General features: G+C 63.4%; 5 protein-coding genes. 3 read left to right on the top strand and 2 right to left on the bottom strand.

The window, feature by feature from the left end:
• Positions 1–65 precede the first annotated feature (65 nt).
• On the bottom strand, positions 66–1,436 hold the full coding sequence (gene radA, locus G1E_RS24365) for a DNA repair protein RadA (RefSeq protein WP_009681282.1): 1,371 nt from the start codon (positions 1,434–1,436) through the stop codon (positions 66–68).
• A 176-nt stretch (positions 1,437–1,612) separates the two neighbouring features.
• Here radA and mscL point away from each other — a divergent pair, with 176 nt between their 5' ends.
• Entirely contained in the window at positions 1,613–2,032 is a 420-nt protein-coding gene (gene mscL, locus G1E_RS24370; RefSeq protein WP_009681281.1) for a large-conductance mechanosensitive channel protein MscL, read from the top strand.
• A gap of 71 nt (positions 2,033–2,103) precedes the next feature.
• Here the strand turns inward: mscL and G1E_RS24375 are convergent, their stop codons facing one another.
• Positions 2,104–2,880, bottom strand: coding sequence for a ferredoxin--NADP reductase (locus G1E_RS24375; protein WP_009681280.1), 777 nt, complete (start codon positions 2,878–2,880; stop codon positions 2,104–2,106).
• 212 nt (positions 2,881–3,092) lie between these two features.
• Here G1E_RS24375 and G1E_RS24380 point away from each other — a divergent pair, with 212 nt between their 5' ends.
• Both G1E_RS24380 and G1E_RS24385 read left to right on the top strand, forming a co-directional pair.
• The gene (locus G1E_RS24380; protein WP_009681279.1) at positions 3,093–3,800 is read left to right on the top strand and encodes an autoinducer binding domain-containing protein; all 708 of its coding nucleotides are present in this window, start codon (positions 3,093–3,095) and stop codon (positions 3,798–3,800) included.
• Between the two features lie 96 nt (positions 3,801–3,896).
• Positions 3,897–5,021, top strand: a complete 1,125-nt coding sequence (locus tag G1E_RS24385; RefSeq protein WP_009681278.1) for a methyltransferase — start codon at positions 3,897–3,899, stop codon at positions 5,019–5,021.
• Positions 5,022–5,041 lie beyond the last annotated feature (20 nt).

Consider the following 5,041-nt stretch of genomic DNA (forward strand, 5'->3'; position numbering starts at 1 on the left):
GTCAGCCCTAAGGCGATCCCTGTGGGAGCTGGCTTGCCGGCGATAGGGCCAGTACAGGCTACGAATTACTCGAACAATGCATCCAGGGCCTGCTCCAGCCGGGTCACGGCAATGACCTGCAGCCCCGCTGGCGGCTCCTTCGGCGCATTGCCCTTGGGCACGATCGCCCGCTTGAAGCCGTGCTTGGCCGCTTCCTTCAAGCGCTCCTGCCCGCTTGGCACCGGGCGTACCTCGCCCGACAAGCCGATCTCGCCGAACACCAGCAGGCCATGGGCCAGTGGCCGATTGCGCAGGCTGGACATCACCGCCGCCAGCAGCGCCAGGTCCGAAGCGGTTTCCAGCACCTTGACCCCGCCCACCACATTGAGGAACACGTCCTGGTCGTGGGTGGGTATACCGCCGTGGCGGTGCAGTACCGCCAGCAGCATGGCCAGGCGGTTCTGGTCCAGGCCCAGGGTGACCCGGCGCGGGTTGGCCAGGTGGCTGTCGTCCACCAGCGCCTGCACCTCGACCAGCATGGGCCGGGTGCCTTCCCAGGTGGCCATCACCACGCTGCCCGGCACTTCCTCCTGGGTACGGTTGAGGAAGATCGCCGACGGGTTGGATACCTCCTTCAAGCCGCGGTCGGTCATGCCGAACACGCCCAGCTCGTTGACGGCGCCGAAGCGGTTCTTCACCGCCCGCAGCAAGCGCAGGCGGCCGTCGGACTCGCCCTCGAAATACAACACGGTATCGACCATGTGCTCCAGCACCCGCGGGCCGGCCAGCGAGCCCTCCTTGGTGACATGGCCGACCAGGAAGATGGCCGTGCCGCTCTGCTTGGCATAACGCACCAGCAACGCCGTGCTTTCACGCACCTGGGCAACGCCACCAGGGGCTGACTGCAACTGCTCGGTGAAGATGGTCTGGATGGAGTCGATCACCATTACCCGCGGTTTTTCGACACGTGCCGTGGCAATGATCGTCTCGATGCAGGTTTCGGTCATGACCTTGAGCTTGTCCTGGGGCAGGCCCAGGCGGCGCGAGCGCATGGCCACCTGTTGCTGCGATTCCTCGCCAGTGACATACAGTGCCGGCATGCCCACGGCGATATTGCACAGGGTCTGCAACAGGATGGTCGACTTGCCGATACCAGGGTCGCCACCAATCAGCACCACCGAGCCGTCTACCAGGCCGCCACCCAACACACGGTCGAGCTCGGTGCTGCTGGTGGTGAAACGGGGGATCTCCTCGACGCTGACTTCGGCCAGGGTCTTGATCTGTGCCTGCTGCCCGGTCCAGCCGGCGCGGCCACTGCTGGGCGCAGCGGCACCGCCGCTTTCGATCATGGTTTCGACCAGGGTGTTCCAGGCCCCGCATTCACCACACTGGCCGGCCCATTTGGGGAAGGTCGCGCCGCACTCGGTGCAGCCATACATGCGCTTGGCCTTGGCCATGGGTTGGGGTCTCCTGGAAAAATCGCCATGATAGCCGAGCCGCACGTGCCTCGAGCGCTTCGGGATGCGACAAAACTATTCGTTCTAACCGCAGTCAGTTGCCCTGAACACGACGCATGAAGCGTTCAAGTGGCTTACACTGCGTTTACCTCACCTTTTGTTACAAGGATCTAAACATGGGCATGCTCAATGAGTTCAAGGCCTTCGCGGTCAAAGGCAACGTCGTCGACATGGCGGTTGGTATCATCATCGGCGCAGCCTTCGGCAAGATCGTCTCGTCCTTCGTCAGCGACGTGATCATGCCTCCGCTGGGCCTGTTGATTGGTGGTGTGGATTTCAGCGACCTGGCCATTACCCTGAAAGCCGCTCAAGGTGACGTACCGGCGGTGGTGCTGGCCTATGGCAAGTTCATCCAGACCGTGATCGACTTCCTGATCGTGGCCTTCGCCATTTTCATGGGCGTGAAGGCCATCAACCGGCTCAAGCGTGAAGAGGCCGTGGCACCGACTGCCCCGCCAGTGCCTACCCCCCAGGAAACCCTGCTGACCGAGATTCGCGATTTGCTCAAGACGCAGAACCAGAACCGCCTGCCTTGAGTTTGCCGGGCTGCCTTGCAGCCCGCTCCTGCTCGCCGGCACCGGCAGCGCCGGTGCCCAGGCCCGGCGCCTTACCAATAATTCTCGACCGCCACCTGGCCGGGGCGCTTGCTCAGGCTCAACTGCAGGTCGCGTGCCTTGAGCACCTTGCGTGTCTCGTCGATCATCTCCGGGTTGCCGCACAGCATCACCCGCGAATGCTCGGGGGACAGTTCCAGCCCCGCCGCCCTCTCCAACTCACCGCTCTCGATCAGCGTGGTAATGCGCTGGTTCAGCGCACCAGGGTGCTGCTCGCGCGTGACCACCGGAATGAACTGCAACTTGCCAGCAAACTCGGCCAGATAATCGCGCTGTTCCAGCCCGGCAATTTCATCCACATAAGCCAGTTCTCTGGCCTCGCGTACCGAATACACCAGCTTGATGCTGTCGAACCGCTCCCAGGCCTCGAAGTCCTGCAGGATCGACATGAACGGCGCAATGCCGGTACCGGTAGCCAGCAGCCACAGGTCGCGGCCGCCGACGAAGCGGTCGAGGGTGAGGAAGCCAAACGCCTGGCGGTCTATCAGCAAGGTATCACCTGCCCCCAGGCGGCTCAGCTCACTGGTGAACTCGCCGCCCGGCACCACGATAGAGAAGAAATCCAGGTGCTCGTCATGGGGCGCACTGACCATGGAATAGGCGCGCCATACCACGCTGCCATCGGCCTTGGTCACGCCCAGCCGGGCGAACTGGCCGGAACGGAATCGGAACCCGGCATCGCGCGTAACCCGCAGGCTGAAGAGGTTCGGCGTCAGCGGCTGAACATCGAGCAGGGTCTGGCGGGTGAACTTTTCGGCGCTAGCGGTCATATCGGGCTCCAGGGTTGGCGTGTGCACAGTGTCGCCTAAAGTGCTCGGGATAAAAACCACCGCTTTGTAGGGCCTCACGCCGGGTGCCGGTATGAAAGTCGCAGAGAATGCGGTTGGCTATAGCAAAAAATCCCAACACAACGGTAGGTCTTTTCCTACACTAGTCCTGATTCTCAAACGGATTGGATCCCGCGCCTCAAGGAGTGTTTCAGATGCTTCACTGGAAACCTGAACATCTTGATGCGTTCGTCAGCGAGCGCAGCCCAAAGAAGCTGTTCAACATCGCAGTGCATCTGGCGCAGGACCTGGCCATGCAGTACCTGGGGCTGAACCTGCGCATTCAGATCGCGACCCAGACGCCCAGGCTCTACCTGTACAGCAACTATCCGGATGAATGGATCAGTCGCTATCAGCGCGACGACTTCTACAAGCAGGACTGCGCCGCCCACCTCAGCCACCAGTCGACCCTGCCGGTGCTGTGGACCGACGAGCTCTATCATGAGGCCCCGCACTTTCGCGAAGCAGCCTGCCAACATGGCCTGCGTCACGGTTGGACGCAGTCGCTGCACGACCTGCAACACAACGAGAGCCAGATCAGCGTGGCCCGCCCGGCGGGCAGCATCGACATCAACGAGCTCTACGAGAAGGCCGGCAGTGTGCAGTGGCTGTGCCACACGCTGCATGCCGTGCTCGGCGAACACCACCTGAACGCGTTATGCCCGCCACAACCGAAGATGAGCGCGCGTGAGCTGGAAGTGCTGAAATGGTCCGCCGCTGGCAAGACCGCTGCCGACGTTGCCTGCATTCTGTCGTTGTCGCAAAGCACGGTGAATTTCCATATCCGCAGCGTGATCACCAAGACCAATGCCGCCAACAAGGCTGGCGCCATCGCTATTGCCGCGCTGCGCGGCTGGATCTGACCTTCAGACCTGCGACCCGGGGCAAAGCCCTGTAGAATCGCCTGGCAAAGCCCGGGGCGAACCGCAACGGGCAGTTTCATACCCGAGCCAGACGCCATGCCCCTGTTGACCACCCCTTACGCCGAACTCGACCTGATCCGCCAGCCCGAACAGGCCAACGACCCTTTGCAGGCTTTCGATGCCGCCGACGAATACCTGCTCGCGCAGTTGCACGCGCAGGCACCTGACGCCAACTGCCGGGTGCTGGTGCTCAACGACAGCTTCGGGGCCGTGGCCGCCAGCCTGGCTGGCAAGGTGCAGGTGACCAGCAGCGGCGACTCCCACCTGGCGCACATGGCCCTGGAAAAGAACCTGGCGCGCAATGGCCTGCCGTTCGACAGCGTGCCGTTCGTGCCAGCCAGCGAGCACTGGCAGGGCCCGTTCGACCGGGTGCTGCTGCGCGTGCCTAAAACCCTGGCCCTGCTCGAAGAGCAACTGATTCGCCTGCAGGGGCAGCTGGCCCCCGCTGCGCAGGTGATTGCCGGGGCAATGGTCAAGCACTTGCCACGCGCGGCCGGTGACCTGTTGGAGAAATACATCGGCCCGGTGCAGGCTTCGCTGGCGCAAAAGAAGGCCCGCCTGCTCACCGCGACGCTGGCAGAGCGCCCCCTGGCCCGCTCGCCCTACCCTAGCCGTTACCGCCTGGACACGCCGGCGCTGGAATTGCTCAACCATGCCAACGTGTTCTGCCGTGAGGGCCTGGATATCGGCACGCGGGCGTTCCTGCCGCACCTGCCACGCGACCTCGGCCGCGCGCGGGTAGCAGACCTGGGCTGTGGCAACGGGGTGCTGGCCATTGCCAGTGCCCTGGCCAACCCGGATGCCGAGTACACCTTGGTGGACGAGTCGTACATGGCGGTGCAATCGGCACGGGAGAATTGGCGCGCCGCCTTGGGTGAGCGGCCGGCCAACTTCGAAGCAGCCGACGGCTTGGCCGGGGTCGAGAAACAGTCGCTGGATGTGGTGCTCTGCAACCCGCCGTTCCACCAGCAACAGGTGGTTGGCGATTTTCTTGCCTGGCGCATGTTCCAGCAGGCACGCGAAGCGTTGGTGGTGGGCGGGGCCCTGTACATCGTGGGCAACCGCCACCTGGGCTATCACAGCAAGCTGGCGCGGTTGTTCCGTGGGGTGGAGCAGGTAGCGGCTACGCCCAAGTTTGTAATCCTCAAAGCGCGCAAGTAAGCCTGTACCGGCCCTATCGC

The organism is Pseudomonas sp. TJI-51 (assembly GCF_000190455.2).
GTDB lineage: Bacteria > Pseudomonadota > Gammaproteobacteria > Pseudomonadales > Pseudomonadaceae > Aquipseudomonas > Aquipseudomonas juntendi.